The sequence below is a fragment of the Shinella sp. S4-D37 genome (genome assembly GCF_040812195.1).
GTDB lineage: Bacteria > Pseudomonadota > Alphaproteobacteria > Rhizobiales > Rhizobiaceae > Shinella.
The window spans coordinates 1,988,185-2,010,351 of record NZ_JBFNXL010000005.1 but is presented as its reverse complement, the minus strand read 5'-3'; the positions used below and the strand labels follow the sequence as shown (position 1 = coordinate 2,010,351).

The 22,167-nt window shown below is 66.1% G+C and carries 25 protein-coding genes and 2 tRNA genes; 11 read left to right on the top strand and 16 right to left on the bottom strand.

Annotation, left to right across the window (positions count from 1 at the left end):
- Positions 1–36: 36 nt before the first annotated feature.
- Both AB3G45_RS17220 and AB3G45_RS17215 read right to left on the bottom strand, forming a co-directional pair.
- The gene (locus AB3G45_RS17220) at positions 37–588 is read right to left on the bottom strand and encodes a hypothetical protein (protein ID WP_367833613.1); all 552 of its coding nucleotides are present in this window, start codon (positions 586–588) and stop codon (positions 37–39) included.
- A 108-nt stretch (positions 589–696) separates the two neighbouring features.
- Entirely contained in the window at positions 697–2,151 is a 1,455-nt protein-coding gene (locus tag AB3G45_RS17215) for a TrkH family potassium uptake protein (protein WP_367831716.1), read from the bottom strand.
- Between the two features lie 259 nt (positions 2,152–2,410).
- Between AB3G45_RS17215 and ilvA the strand changes: the two genes are divergently transcribed.
- The 3 genes from ilvA (at position 2,411) to AB3G45_RS17200 (ending at position 5,468) form a co-directional block, all read left to right on the top strand.
- A complete protein-coding gene (gene ilvA / locus AB3G45_RS17210) occupies positions 2,411–3,658 on the top strand; it encodes a threonine ammonia-lyase (protein WP_367831715.1) in 1,248 nt (415 codons plus the stop codon).
- Between the two features lie 84 nt (positions 3,659–3,742).
- The gene (locus AB3G45_RS17205) at positions 3,743–4,057 is read left to right on the top strand and encodes an HlyU family transcriptional regulator (protein ID WP_367831714.1); all 315 of its coding nucleotides are present in this window, start codon (positions 3,743–3,745) and stop codon (positions 4,055–4,057) included.
- A 163-nt stretch (positions 4,058–4,220) separates the two neighbouring features.
- On the top strand, positions 4,221–5,468 hold the full coding sequence (locus AB3G45_RS17200; RefSeq protein ID WP_367831713.1) for a diguanylate cyclase: 1,248 nt from the start codon (positions 4,221–4,223) through the stop codon (positions 5,466–5,468).
- On the opposite strand, the gene AB3G45_RS17195 is transcribed toward AB3G45_RS17200, so the two are convergent.
- Positions 5,465–5,926 carry an Lrp/AsnC family transcriptional regulator gene (locus AB3G45_RS17195; RefSeq protein WP_367831712.1) on the bottom strand — a complete coding sequence of 154 codons (462 nt, stop codon included), beginning with the start codon at positions 5,924–5,926 and terminating at the stop codon, positions 5,465–5,467. The two genes, AB3G45_RS17200 and AB3G45_RS17195, sit on opposite strands and share 4 nt — an antisense overlap.
- 164 nt (positions 5,927–6,090) lie before the next feature.
- Here AB3G45_RS17195 and ald point away from each other — a divergent pair, with 164 nt between their 5' ends.
- Positions 6,091–7,209, top strand: a complete 1,119-nt coding sequence (gene ald, locus AB3G45_RS17190) for an alanine dehydrogenase (protein ID WP_367831711.1) — start codon at positions 6,091–6,093, stop codon at positions 7,207–7,209.
- Between the two features lie 53 nt (positions 7,210–7,262).
- Here the strand turns inward: ald and AB3G45_RS17185 are convergent, their stop codons facing one another.
- From AB3G45_RS17185 to AB3G45_RS17150, 8 genes are all read right to left on the bottom strand, one after another.
- Positions 7,263–7,730: a DUF1203 domain-containing protein gene (locus tag AB3G45_RS17185; RefSeq protein ID WP_367831710.1), complete on the bottom strand. Its 468-nt coding sequence runs from the start codon at positions 7,728–7,730 to the stop codon at positions 7,263–7,265.
- A gap of 71 nt (positions 7,731–7,801) precedes the next feature.
- Positions 7,802–8,836, bottom strand: a complete 1,035-nt coding sequence (locus AB3G45_RS17180) for a phosphotransferase enzyme family protein (protein ID WP_367831709.1) — start codon at positions 8,834–8,836, stop codon at positions 7,802–7,804.
- Positions 8,837–9,033: 197 nt separating this feature from the next.
- Entirely contained in the window at positions 9,034–9,594 is a 561-nt protein-coding gene (locus AB3G45_RS17175) for an OmpA family protein (protein ID WP_367831708.1), read from the bottom strand.
- Between the two features lie 100 nt (positions 9,595–9,694).
- The gene (locus AB3G45_RS17170; protein WP_367831707.1) at positions 9,695–10,285 is read right to left on the bottom strand and encodes a GNAT family N-acetyltransferase; all 591 of its coding nucleotides are present in this window, start codon (positions 10,283–10,285) and stop codon (positions 9,695–9,697) included.
- Positions 10,285–11,139 carry a 3-mercaptopyruvate sulfurtransferase gene (sseA, locus tag AB3G45_RS17165; RefSeq protein ID WP_367831706.1) on the bottom strand — a complete coding sequence of 285 codons (855 nt, stop codon included), beginning with the start codon at positions 11,137–11,139 and terminating at the stop codon, positions 10,285–10,287. The genes AB3G45_RS17170 and sseA overlap by 1 nt, the downstream gene beginning before the upstream one ends.
- 131 nt (positions 11,140–11,270) lie before the next feature.
- Positions 11,271–12,008, bottom strand: coding sequence for an alanyl-tRNA editing protein (locus AB3G45_RS17160; protein WP_367831705.1), 738 nt, complete (start codon positions 12,006–12,008; stop codon positions 11,271–11,273).
- Positions 12,009–12,013: 5 nt separating this feature from the next.
- Positions 12,014–13,054, bottom strand: a complete 1,041-nt coding sequence (locus AB3G45_RS17155) for a cysteine synthase A (RefSeq protein WP_367831704.1) — start codon at positions 13,052–13,054, stop codon at positions 12,014–12,016.
- A gap of 125 nt (positions 13,055–13,179) precedes the next feature.
- A complete protein-coding gene (locus AB3G45_RS17150; RefSeq protein ID WP_367831703.1) occupies positions 13,180–14,445 on the bottom strand; it encodes a class I SAM-dependent methyltransferase in 1,266 nt (421 codons plus the stop codon).
- A 222-nt stretch (positions 14,446–14,667) separates the two neighbouring features.
- Between AB3G45_RS17150 and AB3G45_RS17145 the strand changes: the two genes are divergently transcribed.
- Both AB3G45_RS17145 and AB3G45_RS17140 read left to right on the top strand, forming a co-directional pair.
- On the top strand, positions 14,668–14,880 hold the full coding sequence (locus tag AB3G45_RS17145) for a hypothetical protein (RefSeq protein ID WP_367831702.1): 213 nt from the start codon (positions 14,668–14,670) through the stop codon (positions 14,878–14,880).
- 72 nt (positions 14,881–14,952) lie between these two features.
- Entirely contained in the window at positions 14,953–15,144 is a 192-nt protein-coding gene (locus tag AB3G45_RS17140; protein WP_367831701.1) for a hypothetical protein, read from the top strand.
- 86 nt (positions 15,145–15,230) lie between these two features.
- On the opposite strand, the gene AB3G45_RS17135 is transcribed toward AB3G45_RS17140, so the two are convergent.
- A tRNA-Asn gene (locus tag AB3G45_RS17135) sits at positions 15,231–15,305 on the bottom strand.
- Positions 15,306–15,490: 185 nt separating this feature from the next.
- Between AB3G45_RS17135 and AB3G45_RS17130 the strand changes: the two genes are divergently transcribed.
- Both AB3G45_RS17130 and AB3G45_RS17125 read left to right on the top strand, forming a co-directional pair.
- Positions 15,491–15,742 carry a hypothetical protein gene (locus tag AB3G45_RS17130; RefSeq protein WP_367831700.1) on the top strand — a complete coding sequence of 84 codons (252 nt, stop codon included), beginning with the start codon at positions 15,491–15,493 and terminating at the stop codon, positions 15,740–15,742.
- Positions 15,743–15,811: 69 nt separating this feature from the next.
- Positions 15,812–16,288: a DUF2938 domain-containing protein gene (locus AB3G45_RS17125; protein WP_367831699.1), complete on the top strand. Its 477-nt coding sequence runs from the start codon at positions 15,812–15,814 to the stop codon at positions 16,286–16,288.
- A 210-nt stretch (positions 16,289–16,498) separates the two neighbouring features.
- On the opposite strand, the gene AB3G45_RS17120 is transcribed toward AB3G45_RS17125, so the two are convergent.
- The 4 genes from AB3G45_RS17120 to exbB all read right to left on the bottom strand — a co-directional run bounded on the left by AB3G45_RS17120 (position 16,499) and on the right by exbB (position 18,592).
- Positions 16,499–16,777, bottom strand: coding sequence for a hypothetical protein (locus AB3G45_RS17120; protein ID WP_367831698.1), 279 nt, complete (start codon positions 16,775–16,777; stop codon positions 16,499–16,501).
- A 138-nt stretch (positions 16,778–16,915) separates the two neighbouring features.
- Positions 16,916–16,989 (bottom strand) — tRNA-Cys (locus tag AB3G45_RS17115).
- 177 nt (positions 16,990–17,166) lie between these two features.
- Positions 17,167–17,604: a TonB system transport protein ExbD gene (gene exbD / locus AB3G45_RS17110; RefSeq protein WP_367831697.1), complete on the bottom strand. Its 438-nt coding sequence runs from the start codon at positions 17,602–17,604 to the stop codon at positions 17,167–17,169.
- 4 nt (positions 17,605–17,608) lie between these two features.
- Positions 17,609–18,592, bottom strand: a complete 984-nt coding sequence (exbB, locus tag AB3G45_RS17105) for a tonB-system energizer ExbB (protein WP_367833612.1) — start codon at positions 18,590–18,592, stop codon at positions 17,609–17,611.
- A 367-nt stretch (positions 18,593–18,959) separates the two neighbouring features.
- Here exbB and AB3G45_RS17100 point away from each other — a divergent pair, with 367 nt between their 5' ends.
- The 3 genes from AB3G45_RS17100 to AB3G45_RS17090 all read left to right on the top strand — a co-directional run bounded on the left by AB3G45_RS17100 (position 18,960) and on the right by AB3G45_RS17090 (position 22,161).
- Positions 18,960–19,610 (top strand): protein-L-isoaspartate O-methyltransferase, encoded by a 651-nt coding sequence (locus AB3G45_RS17100; protein WP_367833611.1) that lies wholly within the window; start codon positions 18,960–18,962, stop codon positions 19,608–19,610.
- Positions 19,611–19,866: 256 nt separating this feature from the next.
- Positions 19,867–21,267, top strand: a complete 1,401-nt coding sequence (locus AB3G45_RS17095) for a TolC family outer membrane protein (protein WP_367831696.1) — start codon at positions 19,867–19,869, stop codon at positions 21,265–21,267.
- 156 nt (positions 21,268–21,423) lie between these two features.
- Complete coding sequence (locus AB3G45_RS17090; RefSeq protein ID WP_367831695.1) at positions 21,424–22,161, top strand: PopZ family protein; 738 nt, start codon at positions 21,424–21,426, stop codon at positions 22,159–22,161.
- The last annotated feature ends 6 nt before the right edge of the window (positions 22,162–22,167 follow it).

Sequence of the window (22,167 nt, the reverse complement as noted above, 5' to 3'; positions counted from 1 at the left end):
TTCTGTTGCAGTTGCGGTAAACGGGCCGCGGCCCGCTCAGGGAACGATCTTGAAGGGCTGCTCGCTGATCGCGACCGCCCCGCTTGCCGCATCGCGGAAGCGATAGCGCAGCACATAGTCGCCGGCCGGCGGGCCGCTGAGATTGAGCGTCAGCTTGGCGAAGACCTCCTGGTTGCGCACGCTGCCCTTGAAGTCGAAGGAGCCGAAGGCCTTCTGCTCGGCCAGCACCGTGCCCTTCGGGTCGAGCAGTTCCAGGTCGACGGTGAAATGCGATTCGAGCAGTCCGCCGTCGGCCGGCCGCCAGGTGAGGCCGACCGGCTCGACATAGGAGATCAGCGCCTCGCCGGCCTTGAAGCTTGCCTCCGGCCGCACCGCATACATGCCGTAGCCTTCCGGCGCCGCCGAGACGAACACGGCCTTGCCGATCGAGAAGGGCAGCGTGGCGGCGAAGGCGCCGAAGGCGTCGCGGATCGTGGTGTGCGCGCCGACCGTGTCGCCGGCAGCCGCCTGCTCCTCCGCCTTCCTGGCCGCGTCCGCAAGCGGGCCGGCAAGGGCGAACGTGGGCGCGAGCGCGGCGATAAAGGCCATTCGCAACAGGGACTTCGACACGAACATTCCGTCTTCCTCCAGCCGGTTGGTCGGCAGGATGCGAAGAAGCATGGCAACAGTCAAGAACGCCGTCCGCGTCGCCCGCAATCAGCTCTTCCAGAAGAGCGGGGTCAGGATGACGAGCACGGTCAGGATTTCGAGACGGCCGAGCAGCATCAGGAGGGAGAGCACGTAGAGCGCCGCGTCGTGGAAACCGGCGAAGGTGCCGGCCGGCCCGATCGCCTGCGTGACGCCGGGGCCGACATTCGACAGCGAGGTGGCAGCGGCCGAGATCGCCGTCAGGACGTCGTAGCCCATCAGGCCGAGCAGGATCGCCCCGAGCGCCGAGATCGCGACATAGGTGATGAAGAACAGGAAGACGCTGCGCTGGAAATCGGCGTCGACGGTCATGGAGCCGTAGCGCACGGCATGGATGCCGTCCGGATAGATCAGCCGGTAGAGGCCGGTGCGGATGAAATTGAACAGGATGATCAGGCGATAGGCCTTGAGGCCCCCGGACGTCGAGCCCGAACAGCCGCCCATGAAGGTGGCGACGAAGGCGAGCGCCACGATGAAATGGCCCCATTGCGTATAGTCGTCGCTGGCAAAGCCCGTCGTCGACAGGATGGATGCCACGGTGAAGAAGGAATGGGCCAGCGCCTCGTGGAAGTTGACGCCGTTCTCCAGCCGCTGGAACACGCTCGCCGCGACGGCGAAGAGCGCGAGATAGCCGAGGAAGACGCGGATCTGCGGGTCGCGCCACGCATCGAGCCGCCCGCGCACGACGAAGAGGATGAGCAGCGAGAAGGGCAGGCTGGAGAGCGTCATGAAGAAGGTGGCGCTCCACAGGAGCGGCAGGCTCCTGAAATAGCCGAAGGAGGCGTCGTGCGTCGAGAGCCCGCCGGTCGCCACCGTCGACATGGCGTGGTTCAGCGCGTCGAAGCGGCTCATGCCGAGCGCGGCGTAGACGACGGCGCACAAAAGCGTGATGCCGACATAAAGGGCGAGGAAGGCGCGGGTGTAGCTGGCGATGCGGGCGAAGGGCTTGTCGGTCGTATCGGAGGATTCGAGCTTGAAGAAGGACAGGCCGCCGACGCGCAGGTAGGGCATGACGAAGAGGCCGAGCGCGAGAATGCCGACGCCGCCGAGCCAGTGCAGCAGCGAGCGCCACATGAGCACGCCCGGCGGCGCGTCGTCGAGGCCGGTTATGACGGTCGAGCCCGTCGTGCTGATCGCCGAGACCGATTCGAAGAAGGCCTGCGCGAAGGTGAGGTTCAGCGAGGACAGCCAGAGCGGAATGGCGCCGATGATGCTGCCGGAAAGCCAGAGCATGTTGACGACGAGAAAGCCCATGCGCTTGTTGAACGGCGGCGGGCCGGCGCGCGTGGCCGCGGCCGTCGTCAGCGACAGGCCGCCAGCCATGAAGGCGGAGAAGAAGAAGACCTCCGAATCGGGATGTCCGTAATAGACGTCGATGATGGCCGGGATTAGCATCGCCACGGAGAGATAGATCCCGCTGATCGCTGCGATATTGATGGCGGATCGGAAGATGGTGGCGTTCAAGTTCGGGTCTCGAAGCGGCCATGGCGGCCAGGGCGGGTGGTAACCGTCGCGTCGATATGCCATAGCCTTTGCATCGTCCAAACTCAAGGACGGCCGCGACGGTCGTCCGTCGCGGTCCGGACCGGTTCCGCTTCGGGGCGGATGCGGCCGCGCGGCATCGGAAAGGTTTGAAGAATGACCGGCCCTGCCTGCCTCTGTCCTTGCCCCAGGGCGGGATACGCAGTTTCCTGAACCCAATCCATCGAACACGGACCAGAGCATGACATCCGACGTCGACACGGCCATGGAGGCCCTGCGCGGCCTCTTCCCCGAAACGCCGCTCCAGTTGAACGAACACCTTTCCGCCCGCTACGGCGCGGAAATCTACCTCAAGCGCGAAGACCTTTCGCCGGTGCGCTCCTACAAGATCCGCGGCGCGTTCAACTTCTTCCGCAAGGTTCTCGCCGATCCGGCCGGCGCGCGCAGCTTCGTGTGCGCCTCGGCCGGCAACCACGCGCAGGGCTTCGCCTTCGTCTGCCGCCATTTCGGCGTGCCGGGCGTGGTCTTCATGCCGGTGACGACGCCGCAGCAGAAGATCGACAAGACGCGCATGTTCGGCGGCGACTTCGTGACGATCCGGCTCGTCGGCGACTTCTTCGACCAGTGCTATGCGGCCGCCCGCGACCACGCGGCGGCGACCGGCGCGCTGATGGTGCCGCCCTTCGACCATGCCGACATCATCGAGGGACAGGCGACGGTGGCGGCGGAATTCGTCGCGCAGCTTCCCGACGGCAAGCTGCCGGACCTCGTCGTGCTGCCGGTCGGCGGCGGCGGCCTCGCCTCGGGCATAACGGGCTATCTCGACGGCAGGATCGGCCCGTCGAGTTTTATCTTCTGCGAGCCGGCGGGCGCGCCGAGCCTCAGGCGCAGCCTGGAGAGCGGCGCGGTGGTGACGCTCGACCAGGTCGACAATTTCGTCGACGGGGCCGCGGTCGGCCAGATCGGCGCACTCAATTTCGCCGCGCTCAGCCGCTTTTCCGCCGACCAGGTGATGCTGCTGTCGGAAAACGCGATCTGCGTGACCATGGTCGACATGCTGAATGTCGAGGGCGTGGTGCTGGAGCCGGCCGGCGCCCTGTCGCTGACGGCGCTCGATGCGCTCGGCCGCGAGGCGCTGGAGGGCAAGACGGTCGTCGCCGTCGTTTCCGGCGGCAATTTCGACTTCGAGCGCCTGCCGGACGTCAAGGAACGCGCCATGCGCCATGCGGGGCTGAAGAAATACTTCATCCTGCGCCTTGCCCAGCGCCCCGGCGCGCTGCGCGATGTCCTCAACCTGCTCGGCCCGGACGACGACATCGCCCGCTTCGAGTACCTCAAGAAATCCGCCCGCAACTTCGGCTCGATCCTCATCGGCATCGAGACGAAGGCGCCGGAGAATTTCGCCGCGCTGAAGAAGGCCTTCGACGGGGCGAGCCTGCGCTACCAGGACATCACGGAAAACGAGATTCTGGCTAATCTCGTCATCTAGCATGGCCTTGCCCCGCCGCCTCGCGGCGGGGCTATCCACAGCTCTCCCCTTGGAGCGCGCCGCGGCCTGTGTTAGCAATCGGCCATGGCATCGTTCTTTTCAAAACTCTTCGGTCGCGGCGGCGACTCGGCGGCTCCCGCGAAAATCGCGGAGGAAACCGAGGCTTACAACGACCTCACCCTCGTTGCGGCTCCCATTGCGGAAGGCGGGCAGTATCGCCTTGCCGGCCGGATCGAGAAGCGGGACGGCGAGCGGGTGCTGACCCGCAGCTTCATCCGCGCCGATCTGTTCTCCTCGCGCGACGACACGGTCGCCGCGACCTTCCGCAAGGCCAGGCAGATCGCCGACCAGCACGGCGCCTCGCTCTTCGGCGACGGCGTGGAGAGCCGGCAGGTCTGACGGTCCCGGGCGGGTTTTTGCCCGCCCCGCGCAAAAAGTGGTTCCCGATTGCACGAAGGCGCTGGAGAACCGGCGCGATTGCCTGTATCCGCGGGAAAACAACTTGTTGCGACTCTCCCGCTGCGCTTAGCTGCCGGACAGTCGAAGATGCTGCGGACCGGCCATGGGCACTGAAAACCTGATTCTGCTTCTCATCGAGGCCGGGTTCTACTTCGTCTTCATGGTGGGTCTTCTCCACCTGCGCCACCAATTGGGCATCGGCATGTTCATCGCCGCGCTCGGCGTCATGCATTTCCTCGAGACCTACCTCGCCGCGGTCTTCTATATCGAGCTGCCCTTCGGCGTCATTTCGCCCGGCTCCTCGGTGCTGTTCTCCGGCAAGCTGATGATGATCCTCCTTCTCTATGTGAAGGAGGATGCCTCCGTGGTGCGCGCGCCGATCTACGGCCTGCTCGCCGGCAATTTCCTGACGGTCGGCCTCGGCTTCTTCCTGCGCCATCACCAGACCATCGGCGTGGTGCCCGGCCGCATCGCCGATCTCGCCTTCATCGACGAGATGGGCTGGCTGATGCTGTGGGGCACGACGCTGCTCTATCTTGATTCGCTGGCGATCATTCTGCTGTACGAGCGGCTCGGCCGGGTCTTCCGGAAAAGCACCGCCATGCGCTTCTTCGTTTCCGGGGTTGCCGTGCTCACCTTCGACCAGGTCGGCTTCTTCGCCGCGCTGCATTTCCTGAACGGCGCGCCCACCGCGGTTTTCTGGGGCGGCTGGATCGCCAAGATGATGGCGGCGTGCGCCTATGCCGTCCTCATCACCGTCTATCTGCACTATTCGCGCATTTCGGCCATTCCCGTTTCGCCGCGGCCGATCTCGGATATCTTCGCCGATCTCACCTTCCGCGAGCGCTACGAAGACCTGCTCGATCGCTCGGGCCGCGACGCGCTGACCGGCGTCTATGACCGCAGCCGTCTCGAATTCGAGGCGCCGCGCATGCTGTCGGCCATGCTGGCGGGCGGCAAGCCGATGGCGCTGATGATCATCGACGCCGACCATTTCAAGGACGTCAACGACGGCTTCGGGCATCTTGCCGGCGACGGCGTGCTGAAGGATACCGCGGCCTGCCTGCAGCGGACCCTGCGCCCCGGCGACCGGCTGTTCCGCTTCGGCGGCGAGGAGTTCGTGGTGATCTGCGAGGATCTCTCCCCGCCGGCCGGCGCCGAGCGGGCGGAAAGGCTGCGCCGGACCGTCGAGGCCGAGATCCGCCGGCCGGACGGCGTGCCGATGACCGTCAGCATCGGCGTCGCCAACAGCTACAGCGACGGCACGACGCTGAACGCGCTGCTCTCTGCCGCCGATGCGCGGCTCTATGCGGCCAAGGATGCCGGGCGCAACCGGGTTATTTCCAGCTAGACCCCGACATTCGGCCGGTCGATGACCTCGCGCAGCGCGAAGCTCGAATTGATCTTCACCACATGGGGCAGCGCCGACAGCCAGTCGCGGTGGATGCGCTCGTAGTCCTCCAGGTCCTTGGCGGCGACGCGCAGGATGTAGTCGTATTCGCCCGACATCAGGTAGCAGACCAGCACATTGGGACAGAGCTTCACCGCCGCCTCGAATTCCGCGAGCGTCTTGGCGAACTGGCCGGACAGCGAGATGTGCACGATGGCGATCATCTTGTAGTCGAGCGCCTTGGGCGAGATGCGGGCATGGTAGCCGGTGACGGTGCCGGATTTTTCCAGGATATCGAGGCGGCGCGAGCAGGCCGAGGGCGACAGGCCGACCCGCTCGGCAAGCTGCGCGTTGGAGATCCGTCCGTTCTGTTGAATCACTTTGAGGATCGCAGCATCGATTGCATCCAGATGCGTCATTCGAATTTCCTTCGAAAATTCTGCTGATATTCGGAGAATATTCGACACGCGAGCATTTCGCAAACCGGCTTTGCAAGGACATTGCGTCCGTCCTCTGCTTCCATGATGATCCCCGCCCAGAGCGGCGGCAATGAAAACGGGAACCCACTGGGAAAGGAACGCGCATGCGTGTCGGTTGTCCGAAGGAAATCAAGAATCATGAATATCGGGTGGGTCTGACGCCCGGTGCCGTGCGTGAATATGTGGCCCACGGCCACGAGGTTCTCGTCGAGACCAAGGCCGGCGCCGGCATCGGCGCAGACGATGACGCCTATCGCGCCGCCGGCGCGAAGATCGCCGCCACCGCCGCAGATATCTTCCAGAAGTGCGACATGGTGGTGAAGGTCAAGGAACCGCAGCCCGCCGAATGGGCGCAGCTCCGTGACGGACAGATCCTCTACACCTATCTGCATCTTGCGCCCGATCCGGACCAGACCAAGGGTCTGCTCGCCTCCGGCGTCACCGCCATCGCCTATGAGACGGTGACGGACGAGCGCGGCGGCCTGCCGCTGCTCGCGCCGATGTCCGAGGTCGCCGGCCGGCTTTCCATCCAGGCGGGCGCGACGGCCTTGCAGAAGGCCAATGGCGGCCGCGGCATCCTGCTCGGCGGCGTGCCGGGCGTGCTGCCGGCCAAGGTCGCGATCATCGGCGGCGGCGTCGTCGGCCTGCACGCGGCGAAGATGGCCGCGGGCCTTGGCGCGGACGTGTCGATCCTCGACCGCTCGATCCCGCGCCTGCGCCAGCTCGACGATCTTTTCGGCGGACGGATCCACACGCGCTATTCGACGATCGACGCGCTGGAGGAAGAAGTCTTCTCCGCCGATCTCGTCATCGGCGCGGTGCTGATCCCCGGTGCCGCGGCGCCGAAACTCGTCACCCGCGAAATGCTCTCGGGCATGAAGAAGGGCGCCGTCATCGTCGACGTCGCCATCGACCAGGGCGGCTGCTTCGAGACCTCGCATGCCACGACCCATTCCGACCCGACCTACGAGGTCGACGGCGTGGTGCACTATTGCGTCGCCAACATGCCGGGCGCCGTGCCGGTCACCTCGGCCCATGCCCTGAACAACGCGACGCTGCATTACGGCCTGCAGCTTGCCGACAAGGGCCTGAAGGCGATCGCCGAGGACCGGCACCTGCGCGCCGGCCTCAACGTGCACAAGGGCCGCGTGACGAACCGCCCGGTCGCCGACGCGCTCGGCTACGAGGCCTGTGCGCCCGAAGCGGTGCTGAACGTCGCCTGACCGGGGCCACGGCAGGACAGGAAAGGAAAGGCCCGGAGCGATCCGGGCCTTTTTCATGCCCGCTCGACGCGGCATTGGTAGCAGTTGTTGCGGGCCGAGCGGATGTGCAGATAGGCGACGTCCTCCCGCGCCAGCAGCGTTGCGGCATAGCCCGGAATGTCGGGCGTCGGCACCACGGCGCCGGTGCCGTAGAGGATGCGGTTCTCCGTCGAATAGCCGCGCACGATGTAGTCGCGGCTGTCCAGCATCGGCGGCAGGCTTTGTGAAGGCTCATGGGCCTCGCAGGGCTCGGCGTGCAGGAAGATCGGCCCGGTTTCCGCATAGGGCTGCACGGCCGGGAAGGGGCGGTGCGCAAGGATGAGATAGGGATCGCCCGCGCCGACAAGCCGCAGGCAATGGCGGCAGGGCACGCCGGTGCCGTCGGAGACGTGGCGCTCGGGAACAAGGCCGTAGGCGTCCCTGCCGCCGGTCCAGTAGGCGGCGGCGGTTTCGGTCGGCAGGGGCAGGAAGCGGATCGGCATGGCGGGGACTCCGGTTGGCGGGCCCGCATCTTCCCGTTCCTGCCGCGGCCGCGACACCCGTTTCTTGCGCGTCAGCCCGGCTTGCGGAAGCGCTTGTCGCACTGTTCCAGAAGGCGCACGGGATCGATCGCCGGATCGGCGAGGCAGAGGCCGACCATCGTCCTAGCGATATGCCGGTAATAGGCCTCGTTCTCCCCCGCGGAGGCGATGTTCCTGGCGATGGCGGCGCGCCGCTCCGTCACCCGCTTGCGAATGGCGGGCGGCAGCACGCGCTCGCCGGCCGCCAGCAGGCGGTCGCGGATGACAAGGTGGCGGATGCGTCTTTGCCGCGCGGCAAGCAGACGCGTGGCGGCCGTGAAGACGAGATCCGCCGCGTGGCGCTGCCAGATATCGGCGAGGGCGGCGGGGCAGGCGGCGAGATAGCCCTGCAGCAGGCCCCGCCGCTGCGCGCCCTGGCGACAGAAGGGGCGCATTAAGGTGGCGGCAAGCTCGATGCCCGACACGTCATAGGTCATCAGCTCGTAGTCGATGAGGCCGATCGCATGGTCGTCCTGCTCGATGATGTTGCTGCCGTAGAGATCGCCGTGGGTGAGCTGGTTGGCGGGCAGGCGGCGCATGCGGGCAAGGCTCTCCTCGATCCAGCGCCGCTCCTCTTGCGTATGGGCCTGCACTTCGCGGGAAAGATAGGCCTCGTGCGGCAGCACGGGCCGCCGCCGCTCGAAGAGCGCGCCGGATGCGGCGCCCTCGATGGCGTTCAGCTTCGCCAGCGTTCCGCCGAGCGCGGCGAGCGCCTGCGGATGGGCCTTGCGCGTCAGCGGCGTGCCCGGCAGGAAGGAGAGCGCCAGCCAGTGGCCGCCGGCCCGCAGGGCGTCGCGCCGCGAGCGGGTGCCGGCACAGACATGCTGGGCGGAAATGCCGGCGTCCTGGAGCTTGCGCACCGCCGCCTCGAACCGGTCCTTCGTCGACTTGCGCAGGAAGAAATGCAGCACATAGGCCTGCTCTTCGAACACCACGATGCGCTTCTGGATGCTGAGGCGTCGCTTCGTGTGCAGGATGCGCACCCGCTTGCTGAGCAAATCGCGAAGGTCGGGCGTGCGGCTGTCCATGCGAGCGAGAAATTCCGTTTGTCTGCCGATCGATCCGTCCACCGATCCATCGCCTCCGGAACTGCGTGTGACAGTCATATGGCACAGCTATGACATGGTTTCCAGCGGCGAATTGGCCGATTGTTCGGTGCTCGCAAAACCATCACCGCGGCGCCGGAAGGGCCGGCCCGCGGTGATTTCGCCTGCTTCGAACGGCTTCAGCGCACGAATTCGTCGATGCGGCGCAGCGTCACGCGGCGGTTGCGCCATTCTTCGCTCAGCGTCTGGACGAGCAGGTAATCCTCGCCGTAGCCGACCGTCTCTAGGGCGCGGGCGGGGATGCCGAACTCCTGCACGAGCAGCCGCTTCAGCGATTCGGCGCGGCGTTCCGACAGGACCTGGTTGGAGGCGGCCGAACCGACGGCGTCCGTATGGCCCTCGATCAGGAAGACGGCGCGGCGGCGGCGGTTGATGAGCTGCTCCAGGGCGCGGGCGATCTGGCGCACCTTGCTGTATTCCGAGCGCGGGATATCCGCGGAGCCGAAGGCGAAGTTGATCGACTGGATGTTGATCGAGGGCGCGGCGCCGCGCAGGTCCGGCCGGCGCTTGAACTCGCGCACCGTCACCCGTTCCTCTTCGCGCAGGCGCCGTGCGGGCGCCGCATCGAGCCGGCGCAGGATGATCTCCGAGGAGGGGGTCTCCTGTGCGACGGCGAAACCCGAAAAGGCGGGAACGGCGAGGGCGGTGGCGAATGCGGTCAGAAAGGCGCGGCGTTGCATGGCGGTGTTTCCTTGCTCGATTGATCGTCTGTTGGCGTGAAAGTGCCACAGCCGATCTGAAGCGCACCTGAACCTGCCCTTTAGGTTCCGTTCAGGGTGGTTAACGCGCTTCGCCGGGCAAAAGGCAGTCGCGCTTGGCGAGCGCCAGGAGTTCGGCATCCGACAGGGGCACGAGTTCTGTATCGCGCGTGCCGACCGGCGAGAAGCCGAACATCTGGTAGAGTTGCAGCGCCCGCGGATGGTCGAGATTGTTGGTATCGACCGTCACGCGCGTGGGGCCGAGCGCCCAGGCGGCATAGAGCGTCTGGAGCAGGAACCATTTGCCGATACCGAGGCCGAGCGCCCGCTCGAACAGGCCGAAATGGGAGAGCTCGACCACCGTGTCGTCCACCTGCAGGAGTTCGAAGAAGCCGGCGGGCGCGCCGTTCACGTAGAGCACCGTCACGCTGTTGCGCTTGTCGTGCAGCGTGGCGGCCAGCGTCTCGTCGTCCATGCGCAGCCGGTCGACCCAGTGCCAGCGCCCGCCGACCTGCCGGTAGAGGAAGCGGTAGAAGGCGAGCGGGATGTCGGGCGCGCTGAGGATGGCGGTGTGCACGTTGACCGGCACCGGCAGGCTCTGCTTCGGCGGCGCGGTCATTTCCAGCGTGGTGACATGCACCGCGATCGGTGCGGGCCGGGCTTTCTTCGCCATCAGTCTTTCCCCGTCGCCACGGGCGTGTCGTCCCGACCGCCCCATTCGGACCAGGAGCCGTCATAGAGCGTGTTGTCCTCATGGCCGAGCGAATGGAGGGCCAGCGTGATGATGGCGGCGGTGATGCCCGAGCCGCAGGTCGTGACGACCGGCTTGGAAAGATCGATGCCGCTCTCCTCGAAATGCCGGCGGAGGGCGGAAAGATCCTTGAAGCGGCCGCCGTCGGAGAAGGTGCCGGACGGCATGCTTCTTGCGCCCGGCATGTGGCCGGAGCGCATGCCGGCGCGCGGCTCGGCCTCCTGGCCGGTGAAGCGGCCGGCGCCGCGCGCATCGGCGATCTGCCGTGCCCCGGTCGTCACGATGCCGCGCATCTCCTCCAAGGAGGTGACGGCATAGGGATTGAAATTGGTGTGGAAGACGGCCGGCGCCGGTTCCGGCAGGTCGGTCTCAAGCGGCCGGCCCTCCTTCTTCCACCCGTCGAGGCCGCCGTCCAGCACGAAGACGTTCTTCGCGCCCATGGTGCGCAACAGCCACCAGACGCGCGGCGCGGTGAAGATGCCGGGGCCGTCATAGACGACGATGGTGTCCGTATCCGAAATGCCGAGCTTGCCGACTTCGGCGGCGAAGACTTCCGGGGAGGGCACGGTGTGCGGCAACGAGCCGGAATGATCGGCGATCACGTCCTGGTCGAAGAACACGGCGCCGGGAATGTGGCCTTCGGCATATTCGGCCGCGCCGTTGCGGTTTTGCGCGGGAAGATACCAGGCGGCATCGACGATGCGGAATTCCGGTGCGCCGAGCTGCTTTTCCACGAAATCCGCCGAGACGACGAACCGGCTCTTGTCGTTGGACATGGTCTTCTCCCTGTCAGGCCGGCAGCGCCCGGAAGGTGCGCTCTGCGCGAGGGGCACTGCAATAAACTGAATATGCTGGAAAATATCCTAGATCGATTTTCGCCCGGAGCCTACCCGTCAGGCCTCAGGCCTCAGGCCTCCGGCGTCCCGAATCGGATGCGGAACCGGCGGTTCTCCTTGCCCTTCTTCTCGATCTTGGCGATGTGGATGGCGCCCACTTCCTGGGTTTCGGAGACATGGGTGCCGCCGCAGGGCTGGCTGTCGATGGCGGAGTTCTCGCCGATGCACACCAGGCTGACCCGGCCGAGGCCCAACGGCGGGCGCACGTTCTTCGATTTGATGATGCCGGGATTGGCGGCAAGCTCCGCGTCGGTGATCCATTGCACGAAGATCGGGTGGTTTTCGGCAACGAGCGCCATCAGCTTCGCCGTCACCTCGTCCTTGTCGATCGTTTCCGTCATGTCGAAGTCGACGCGGCTGTCGTCCTCGCCGACGGCCGCACCGGTAATCGGGTAGGGGCAGACGACGGAGAGCAGGTGGCAGGCGGTGTGCATGCGCATCAGCTTGTAGCGGCGCGCCCAGTCGATATGGGCGACGATCGTCTCGCCGACGAGCGGCAGCGCCTCGCCGTCCAGCGGGCGATGGAGGATGATGTCCTTGGTCGCGCCCGTCACCGCCGGGCCGAGCGTAATGCGCGAGCCGTCGGCGCGCTCCAGGAAGCCGGTGTCGCCGGGCTGGCCGCCCGACGTCGCGTAGAAACAGGTCTGGTCGAGCTCGATGCCGCCGTCCTGGTGCACCGCCGTCACCACCGCCTCGTTCGTCGAAAGATAGAAATCGTCGCGGAAGAGGGCAGTGGTGGGAAGGGACATGGGACCTATTCGACCGGCTGGTAGGGGACCTTGACCGCCGATTTCGCCTTCAGCCATCCCGGAACGGGCAGGCCCTTCGAATCGAGGAAGTCCGCGTTGAAGAGTTTCGACTGGTAGCGGTTAGCATAGTCGCACAGGATCGTCACGATCGTGTGGCCGGGGCCGAGGTCGCGGGCAAGCCGGATCGCGCCGGCGATGTTGATGCCCGAGGAGCCGCCGACGGCGATGCCTTCCTTCTCGATCAGGTCGAAGACCAGCGGAACGGCCTCCGAATCGGGGATCTGGTAGGAATAGTCGGGCGTAAAACCTTCGAGATTGGCCGTGATGCGGCCCTGGCCGATGCCCTCGGTGATGGAACTGCCGGAAGATTTCAGCTCGCCATGCGCATAATAGTTGTAGAGGGCCGCGCCGTCCGGGTCGGCAAGGGCGATCTTGATGTTGGGGTTCTTCGCCTTGAGGCCGGCCGCAACACCGGCAAGCGTGCCGCCCGAGCCGACCGCCGAGACGAAGCCGTCGACCTTGCCGTCCGTGTCGCGCCAGATCTCCGGTGCCGTCGTCTCGATATGGGCGTCGCGGTTGGCGACATTGTCGAACTGGTTCGCCCAGATCGCGCCGTTCGGCTCGGTCTTCGCGAGTTGCTCGGCAAGGCGGCCGGAGAGTTTTACGTAGTTGTTCGGGTTCTTGTAGGGAACGGCCGGCACCTCGACCAGTTCGGCGCCGAGCAGCCGCAGCGCGTCCTTCTTCTCCTGGCTCTGGGTTTCCGGGATGACGATGACGGTGCGATAGCCGAGCGCCTGCGCGACGAGGGCGAGGCCGATGCCCGTATTGCCCGCCGTGCCCTCGACGATGACGCCGCCAGGCCGCAGGGCGCCGGAACGCTCCGCCGCGCGGATGATCGAGAGCGCCGCGCGGTCCTTGACCGACTGGCCGGGGTTCAGGAACTCCGCCTTGCCGAGGATTTCGCAGCCCGTCGCCTCGGACGCCCCCTTGAGCCGGATCAGCGGCGTGTTGCCGATTGCATCCAGAACGGACGGAAGAATTGCCATGGAACCCGAGCCTCGCGTTATCTGCCTAGATTGGAAAGCGTCTTTTCGGCCGACGAGCGGCGGTTTGCAAGAAATCGTGTTCCCATGGAACGTGCTTCCAGAGGGATTTTTTCCATCTCCGACCGTCAGGCGAGGGGACGCGTGTAGACGACCTGGCGAACGTCGATGTTGCGCGCCCTGAAACCCGCCTCGCAATAATAGAAGTAGAACTCCCAGAGCTTGCGGAAGCGTTCGTCGAAGCCGAGCGGCACGATGCGCTCCCAGGCGGCCCAGAAGCGGTGGCGCCATTCGGCGAGCGTGCGGGCATAATCATGGCCGAAGCCGATGTCGGAGGCGGTCGAAAGCCCGACCTGCCGGCCGAGCGAGGCGAGATGCTCGCGGGTCGGCAGCATGCCGCCGGGAAAGACGTATTTCTGGATGAAATCCGGATTGGCCCGGTACTCGGCATAGGCCTCCTGCAGGATGGTGATGATCTGCAGCCCGGCCCGGCCACCCGGCTTCAGGCATTCGCTGAGCTTGGCGAAATAGGCCGGCCAGTAGCGCTCGCCGACCGCCTCGAACATCTCGATGGAGACGATTCGGTCATAGGTGCCGGTCTCGTCGCGGTAGTCCTGGAACTTCAACTCGACCCGGTCGGCAAGGCCGGCCTTGGCCATGCGCTCGCGCGCGAAGGCGAACTGCTGGCGGCTGATCGTCAGGCCCGTCACCTTGCAGCCGATCTCGCCGGCGGCGAATTCCGCAAAGCCGCCCCAGCCGCAGCCGATTTCCAGCACATGGTCGTTCGGGCCGATGCCGGTCGCCTCGGCCAGCGCGCGGTATTTCGCCACCTGCGCGGAGGTGAGGTCGTTCGCCCCGCGCGAGTAGAGCGCGGAGGAATAGGTCATCGTCGGGTCGAGCCACTGCGAATAGAACTCGTTGCCGAGATCGTAATGCGCCGAGATGTTGCGCTTCGAGCCGCGGCGGGTGTTGGCGTTCAGCCAGTGGCGGAATTTCTCCACAAGAAGGAAGAGGCCGCGCGGGCCGTTGGTATAGGTCCGGCCGACACTCGTATTGACGAGGAAGAGTTCGAGGAAGGCGCCGGCATCCGGGCTCTCCCAGTCGCCGTCCATGTAGCTTTCCGCGACGCCGATCGTACCGGCGCTGACGGCGCGGTGGACGAGATTCCAGTTCTTGAGCCGGACGGTGGCGCAGGGGCCGGGTGCCTTGCCGCAGATCGCGAAGGTCCGCCCGTCCGGCACGCTCATGGCGAGCGCGCCGACCTCCAGGCCGAGGAGGCCCCGCAACACCATTTTGGCGCGCAGGGGCAGGCGTTTCGTGCGTTCGGCGAAATTGGCCTCCGTCAGTGCATCGTGGTCTGAAAATGCCTTTTCTGAAATCATTTCAGTCGTCATCGATTGCCCCTCTGCCAACCCGACGTTGGGTGAAGGCTATCGTCAATGACGGCGAACGCCAAGACGCAAATCCTGACAGGGCGGATCGAAAATCGGCCCGGGGGCGCGGCAAACGTGCCGGGTTTTAACGGACTGTTAGGAAGCATGGTTAATTTTGCGTCTATGCGGCGCTGGCGGGAACGCAAGTCCTGCCGGGCCGTTTGCAGGGAAACTGGAGATACCATGATGCTTTTCGGATTTTTTCAGGTGAACCCGGCCAGGCCCGAGGACGATATCGCAACCGGCACCTATCCGGACGGCGCGGTCGGAACGCCGCTTGCCGACCCTTCGGCCCCGCCGCGCGACCGCAGCCAGGCCTTCCGCCGCACGCATGCGGAGAGGGACTATGGCCTTTCCCGCAAGGCCGGCCAGTCCGGCGCCGGAATGGTGGCCTGACAGGAAGGGCGGAGGGAACAAGACCCCGCCCGCCGCATTCCTCCTCCGTTCGACCATCGAACGGAGGATCCGATGACGCACCATATCGACAATCGCCAGTTCAGCCCCCGCCAGACCCGCCGCGTCCTCGACGTCATCGCGCATTGCCGCAGGAACGGCCTGGACAAGGCCGAGGAGCGCAAGCTCCTCATGCTCTTCGGCCGCTTCGCCAGCCGCCACGAACTCCAGATGAACACGAAGCGCCCGCCCGTCGTTCGAGGCTAGCCGCAAACCGTTCGGTTCAAGGCAAAAATGGTTCAATGGCTGAAAAGCAGAAGGGCCGCGCTATTCAGCGCAGCCCTTCAAGAATCTGGCTCCCCGGGCCGGATTCGAACCGGCGACCTGTCGATTAACAGTCGAATGCTCTACCGCTGAGCTACCAGGGATCATCCGCTCGCCGCGGAGTGAGCGCGTAATACAAACGCCTGATCGATTTGCCAAGCGCTTTTTGACAAAAAAATGCACGAGGCTTGATTGATTGTGGAGAAGTCTCCAACTGGGAGAGGGACGCGCCTTGGAAAACCAGGCGTTTGCGCGAAATGGACGGCGGATGGCGAGGCGGAAAACAAATATGCATTTCGGGATAGATCCCCGCACGCGGGAGATCGTCATCGGCTCCTTCCGCATGAAACTGCCGGAATCGCGCTGGATGCGCACCACGATCGGCGTCCTTCTCGTCGTCGGCGGCCTTCTCGGCTTCCTGCCGGTGCTCGGATTCTGGATGGTGCCGCTCGGCCTTCTGGTGCTTTCGCACGATTCCGCCTTCGTGCGCCGCCAGCGCCGCCGCCTCGCCGTCTGGTGGGCGAGCCGCAAGGCGCGCTGACCGGCTGATTGCATCGTCCCGGCGGACCTGCTCTAACCGTGCCGGCAACGCTTGGGGCGAGGGGATCATATGGAATTGCTGTTGAAGGGCGTGGCGATCGGCACCGGCGCCACCGTGCTGATGGACCTGTGGGCGATCTTCCTCTGGAAGGTCCTCGGTCAGGCGCGGCCGAACTGGGCGCCGGTCGGCCGCTGGTTCTGGCATCTGAAGAACGGCACCGTCTTTCATGACGACATAGGCACGGCGCAACCCTATGCGGGCGAACGCGCGCTCGGCTGGATCGGCCACTATGCCGTCGGCATCCTTTATGGCGTGGTTTTGGCGCTGATCGTCGGACGCGCCTGGTTCGCCGCGCCGACCTTCCTGCCGGCCTGGATCCTCGGCATCGTTACGGTCGGCGCCGGCTGGTTCCTGCTCCAGCCCGGCCTCGGCATCGGCGTTGCGGCCTCGAAGCTGCCGAATGCCAACACGGTACGGTTCCTCAATCTGGTGGCGCATACGGTGTTCGCGCTGGGGCTCTACGGAACGGCATTGCTGCTGCGGTAGGGGCAGGCGCCGGATCGAAGCGGCGGCCCGGGCGATCGGTCGTTATCGCGGATGGCGTGGGGCGGCCGGCGTGGTCTCGCGGCAGCGACGTGACGTCAATCGGTCGCCCGACCCCGATCTAAAACTATCGGCAGTCGCGCCCCGTGTCGCTTCTGACAGGTTGCGGTGCGTTCGTCTAGCCGCGCGGCGATTTGGCGGAGCGGGAACCGTCTATCGTGCGCGGCCGAAGTCGACGATGTCGATCCGGCGCCGGGAAATGAGTTCCAGGGACCGGTCCGGCGTGATCCGGTAGACTTCCATATAGTCATCGCCGAACTGATCGCGGAAGTGGTGCTCGAACGTGCTGCCGATCGGCGCCTTCGTCAGTTTCGTCCTTGGCTGGCCCTTGTAGATGATGCTCCCCGGTATCGGTTCCACGGCGGATGCGGCGGTGCAGCCTGCCAAGCCAAAGGCAAAGGCGATGGCCGCGAGGGCTTTGAGACTGGGCATCGGACTCTCCTGTTGATCCCGCGTGCACCCGCCGTCCGCCGGAAACCCGGCTTCGGCGGCGCGCGTGAGGGCGCGTCCCATCATAGCTGGGATATTGGGGAATAAAATCAAGAGGGTAGATCGTCGAAAGGGCGGAAGTGGAGGCCTCGCCGAGAATCGAACTCGGGTGCAAGGATTTGCAGTCCTCTGCGTCACCACTCCGCCACGAGGCCATCCGTTTTGCTATAAAGCGTGTGGTGCCGGGCGTTTAGAACGAATTGAGAAAGGGCGCAAGGGGCTTATGCCGAACATGCCGTTTTTTTCATCCGGGCGGACATGTTCGAAGCGTGCGGTCGCGTCCGCAAGTGCCGCCGGGGCAGGGCGGCGCGCCCGCAGGCGCGCCGGGCATTTTATTGCTGCTGCGCCGGGGCGCCGCCTTCGAGGCCCACGAGGGCGATCTTGCCGTAGCCAGCGCCGCGCAGGAGGTTCATCACATCCATGACATTGCCGTAGTCGACGGCCTTGTCGGCGCGCAGCAGGATGCGGGCCTCCTTGTTGCCGTCCGTCACCGCGTCGAGTTCCGGGCCGAAATTGTCGCGGGCGATCTCGCCGTTGCCGATCGAGACCGTCAGGTCCTTCTTCAGCGTCATGAAGACCGGCTTGTCCTCGCGCGGCGTCGGCTGGGCGACGGAGGAGGGCAGGTCGACATTGATGTCGACCGTGGCGAGCGGGGCGGCCACCATGAAGATGATGAGCAGCACCAGCATGACGTCGATGAACGGCGTCACGTTGATCTCGCTGTTCTCCTCCAGGTCGTCGCCGCCGCCTTCCTTGATCTTGCTCGCCATGGCCTCACCCGATCTTCACGACGGAACCGGCGGCCCGTTCGCTGCGCGGCGCGCCGTGGCGCAGCGAGCGGCGAACGTCGAGGTCGCGGCTGGCCAGCCGCTCGATGGCGGCCGAGGCGTCGGCGAGGTTCTGGCGGTAGCCGGTGATGGCGCGGGCCAGGAAATTGTAGATCACGACGGCGGGAATGGCGGCGACGAGGCCGATGGCGGTCGCCAGCAGCGCCTCGGCGATGCCGGGGGCGACGATGGCAAGGTTCGTGGTCTGCGCCTTTGAGATGCCGATGAACGAGTTCATGATGCCCCAGACGGTGCCGAACAGGCCGACGAAGGGGGCGGTGGAGCCGATGGTGGCGAGAAGGCCGGTTCCCTTGGCGATGCGGCGGCCGGCATGGACCTCCATGCGGGTGAGGCGGGAGGAGATGCGCTCCTTCACGCCGCCGTCCGAGACGTGGTCGAGCACGGCCTCGGAGGCGTCCATTTCCTCGCGCGCTGCGCGTGTCATGCGCGCGACGGTGCCGCGGTTGCGGCCGAGCGCCCGCTCGCCGTCATCGAGGCCGCGGGCGGCGTTGAGCTGCCGCACGGCGCGGCTGGCGGAGCGCTGCGCTGCGGCGAGCTCGACCAGCTTGGCGAGAAGCACGGCCCAGGTGACGACGGAGGCGAAGGCGAGGCCGATCATCACGCCCTTGACGACGATGTCGGCGGCCATGAACATGCCCCAGGGGGACAGGTCGTGCGGCAGGCCGGCCTGCCGCACGCCGGCGTCATCGACCGCGTCGAGTTCGGTCGCCTCTTCGTCGATGGCCATCTGGTCGGTTTCGGCGTCGGTATCGCCCGTCACGGGCCGGGACGTCGTGTCCGTGGTCGTCGTCGCGCCGCCGCCGGACTGCCCGGCTTCCGGCTGGCCGTCCGCCTGGGTGGAGGTTCCCGGGGTCTGGCCCTGGATGTCCTGGGTCTGCGCCAGCACGGCCGGCGGGGTGGCGAGCGCCATCAGGATGATCGCGAATAGCAGTCGAGACCGTTTCAGCACGGCGTATTCCTCTTGCATGTCTCAATTATACGGTGCCCGTTCGGGAAAACGGGGATGGTGGGGCCGCGGGGCGCCGCGAAAACCTGACCGCTCAATACGACATTTTGCCGGGAGCAGGCAATAATATGTTGAGTAATTTGTTCATGATAAACCCCGGAAATTCCCGCGGGCCATCGGGGCGGAGCCGGGCGGACGCGGTTTTTGCGCGCAGACGATCGGCGCCTATGGACACCCGGGCCGAAACCGCTCTAAGAGAATTGCGACGCATCCGGCATAGCAACCGGGCCTTCGTGCCGCGGTCTGCCGCTTATTCACAGGGCTAGAGATGATTGACTACAAAGCAGCGCGCACGAAGATGGTGGACAACCAGATCCGTACGACGGACGTGACGGCGCACGAGGTGCTCGACGCCTTCCTGACCGTCGCGCGCGAAGAATTCGTGCCCGCGGCGGTCAAGCCGCTCGCCTATATCGACGACGATATCCAGATCGCCCCCGGCCGCTACCTCATGGAGCCGTCGCCGCTGGCCAAGCTGATCCAGCTTGCCGAGATCGCCGGCACCGACGTCGTGCTGGAGGTCGGCTGCGGCACCGGCTACGCCTCGGCGGTCGTCTCGCGCCTGGCCAGCTCCGTCGTGGCGCTGGAAAGCGATGCCGCCCTCGCCGCGAACGCGACGGAGACGCTCGCCCGCCTCGGCTATGACAATGTCGCCGTCGTCACCGGCGATCTGGAAGCCGGCTACGCGCCGGAAGCGCCCTATGAGGTCGTCTTCGTGCATGGCGCGGTGGAGTTCGTCCCGGCCGCGCTCTTCGCCCAGCTGCGCGACGGCGGCCGCCTCGTCGTCGTCGAGGGCTACGGCAACGCCTCGCAGGCGCGTCTTTATATCAAGGAAGGCGGGCGCGTTTCCGAGCGCAACGTCTTCAACACGGCCGTCAAGCCGCTGCCGGGCTTCCGCAAGGCGAAGGAATTCGTCTTCTGAGTGAGCGCCCGCGCGCAGCGTTCCGGCAGGCCCGTTTGTTGCACTTTCGCAACGGGCCTGCCCTATTGTCGTTACCAAATCCTTCCTGACGGGCCTGACGACTGTTCCTGAATGGGCGAAGAGGCATTATCGCGTGCGGCGCGGCCCTGTCCGCCACCGGCCACCGATGCCGATGAGATGTGCCCGGCTCCATGCCGGTGAGAAGTGTGTAAAGGCAGCTCCCGCGACGGGCTGGCCAGGATCGGAGTTTCGTACTGTGTCCCTTCTTCGTCGAACCGCCCTTGCGCTCGCGCTCGCAACCGCCCTTCACGCCCTGCCGCAGGCGGCGCTCGCCGAGACGCTGGCCGGCGCCATGGCCAAGGCCTACGAGAACAATCCCGACCTCAACGCCGCCCGCGCCGCGCTGCGCGCCATCGACGAGAACGTGACGATCGCCAAGTCCGGCATGCGGCCGCATGTGACGGGCGTGGCGGAGGTGGAAGGCACCCGCACGAACCTCGACGTCCGGCCGCCGGCCAATCTTTTCGGGCAGCGCGCCGGCCGGCAGACCGATTACGTCGCTTCCAGCTACGGCATCACGATCAGCCAGCAGGTCTTCGACGGGTTCCAGACGCTCAACCGCGTCAGGGCGGCGGAGGCGAATGTCCTGGCGAACCGCGAATCGCTGCGCGCCCAGGAGATCTCCATCCTGCTTGCCGCGGTGGAGGCCTATTCGAACATCGCCCGCGACCAGCAGATCGTCTCGATCCGCAAGAAGAACATCGCCTTCCTCAAGGAGCAGGTCGCCGCCGCGAATGCGCGCCTGAACGTCGGGGAGGGCACGCGCACGGATGTCAGCCTGTCCCAGGCGGAGCTTGCCTCGGCCAATGCGGAGCTGACCGCCGCGATCTCCTCGCTCAAGCAGAGCGAGGCGACCTATGTCCAGATCGTCGGCGAAACGCCGAAGGGCATCAAGCAGCCTTCGACGGCCAGGAAGGCGATGCCGAGTTCGCTGGACAACGCGGTGGCGACGGGCATGCGCGAGAACCCGAACATCCTCGCCGCCATGCGCGGCGTCGATGCCGCCGGCTTCAATGTGAAGGAGGCGGAGGGCGCCATGCTGCCCGGGGTCTCCCTGCAGGGCAGCGTCTACAAGTCCGTCAATACCGAGGACGGGCCGAGCGACAGCCTTCAGGGCACCGTGTCCGCCCGGCTGACCGTTCCGATCTATCAGGGCGGCGCCGAATACGGCCAGATCCGCCAGGCGAAGGAGCGGCTCGGCGAAAGCCAGTTGCAGGTCGATTCCGCCCGCATGGAGGTCCAGCGCACCATCGCCGCCGCGCATGCCCAGTACGAGGCGTCGAATGCCGCGATCTCGGCCATCCGGGTGCAGATCGACGCCGCCAACCAGGCGCTGAACGGCGTGATCGAGGAGCGCAATGTTGGCCAGCGCACGACGCTCGACGTGCTCAACGCCCAGCAGAACGTGCTCGAAGCCCAGGAGGACCTCGCCGCCGTGCAGCGCAACGCGGTCGTGGCGAGCTATTCGCTGCTTGCCGCCACCGGCAGCCTGACGGTGCGCAGCCAGGGCCTGGAGGTCGCCGAATACCGCGCCGAAGTGCACTATGAGGCCGTCAAGGACAAGTGGTTCGGCCTGAGGACCGTCGACGGTCGCTGAGCCTTGCCCTTGGCAGGGCAAACAAATCTGTGCATCACTGAGGACACATGATTCGCAGCGATTTAGTTCGTCTTCGAACTCGCCTAGGGTTTTCGTGATGTCCGGCAGGTCCCGCAGCGGCTGGCCACAGGGACGCCGCAGAGAACGGGGATTGAAATGGCCCAGCCGAATGTAGCGCGTGAACCGTCCATGGATGAAATCCTGGCGTCGATCCGCAAGATCATCGAGAACAACGAAGCCATGCCGGAGCTTGGCGCCGATGCCGACGACGACGGCGGCTTCGACATAACGACGGAGAGCGAGGGCCGCACCCTGCTCGATCATCCGGGCGTGGTGGAACGGTTCCATGCCGAAGAGCAGCGTTCGGCCACGATCCAGCCGATGCCCCGTGCCGAACCGGCGCAGGGCGGACAGCCGGCCCTGTCGCTCGCCGATGTCGCCGCCCGCGTTCGCGCCGCCTCCGAGCGCCATGTCGCCAACCGTGAAATGCCGGAACACGAGCCCGCTTCCATCGAGCCGGTTCAGGCGCCCGCGCGCGGGGAGAACCCGCTCGTGACTGCGCGCATGGCCGCAAATACCGGCCGTGCCGTACCGGCGTTCGAGACTGTCGCGGAGGTCGAACCGGAAGAGGTCGCGACGCCCGAAGCCGCGCCGGCCGATGCCGGCCGCGAGGTCGCCGCGATCGTCTCGCCCGATGTCGGCGCACGCGTGGCCCAGTCCTTCGGCGCCTTGGCCCACGCGCTTGACGCCGGCCCGCGCCGCTCCTTCGACGAGATCGCCGAGGAGATGCTGCGCCCGATGCTGCAGGAATGGCTGGACGACAACCTGCCGACGCTCGTCGAGCGGCTGGTGCGCGAAGAGATCGAACGGGTGGCGCGCGGCCCGCGCCGCTGACCGACG